This window comes from Bartonella capreoli (genome assembly GCF_902813205.1).
In the GTDB taxonomy this organism is placed as follows: Bacteria; Pseudomonadota; Alphaproteobacteria; order Rhizobiales; family Rhizobiaceae; genus Bartonella; species Bartonella schoenbuchensis.
Genome location: NZ_CADDZX010000068.1, coordinates 1 through 848, shown reverse-complemented (window position 1 = coordinate 848; position 848 = coordinate 1). Strand labels below are relative to the sequence as shown.

The following is an 848-nucleotide window of genomic DNA, read 5'->3' as shown; positions in this document are numbered from 1 at the left end:
GTTGATCTTCAATAACGATATACTGCAAAGCAGCATAAAGATTATACTGACGATATAAACCTTGTGCTTCTCTGATAACCTCTTGCATAGCTTCATAGCGATCAGTTGCTACCTCAATCCACTTCTCAAGACCATCTTGATCGTGATTAGAAGCTACATCGTCATGAACTGCCCCCGGAAACCCTTTCGCACACCGATAATCGTTTAACACCTGCATATACTGCTGTGATGCATCGTATTGATCTTGATTAATCTTTTTTTCCAATAAATATAACCGCCCTACATAAGTGCCAATAATCGGGTTTTTCGCATCTTGAATACTCACCCCATAACGCTTGGCACGCATTTCAAGTGTCTGTTGATATGAAGACTTATCAGGTGTTTTTGCACGCGAGATACGTCCATTGGGTTCTCTTATTTGACCTTTTATTCTAGGTCTTCCCCGTTTCTTACGTTTCTTCATAAGAAAACCTCCTGATTAAAACGGGATATTGTCATCCAAAGTCGTTTCTAAGTATTCTCGACCACCACTCTCCCATGCCATTGTTTGCTTTTGAACAACCATGTCAGGTTCAGCTTTTTGAACACTATCAAGGATCCTCAATTCCCCTTTATATTGCGGTAAGATAATTTCTGTTGTGTAGTGTGTTTGCCCGCTTTTATCTTGCCATTTACGCGTCTGTAATTGACCTTCAACATAAACTTTGGAACCTTTACTCAAATACTGAAGTGCAACCTTTGCAAGATGTGGATTAAAAACCACGATAGAGTGCCATTCTGTTTTCTCTACCTTTTCACCTGTTTTTTTATCTACGTATCTTTGAGAAGTGCCTATACGAAAATTCACC

The 848-nt window shown here is 39.5% G+C and carries 2 protein-coding genes; both read right to left on the bottom strand.

Going from position 1 to position 848, the window contains the following annotated elements; all coding sequences use genetic code 11:
- Window positions 1–463, bottom strand: a 463-nt coding sequence (locus tag J7R05_RS07335; protein WP_208541777.1) for a hypothetical protein, incomplete at its 3' end; no start/stop codon positions are given.
- 15 nt (window positions 464–478) lie between these two features.
- A partial coding sequence (ssb, locus tag J7R05_RS07330; RefSeq protein ID WP_208541776.1) for a single-stranded DNA-binding protein occupies window positions 479–848 on the bottom strand: 370 nt, incomplete at its 5' end.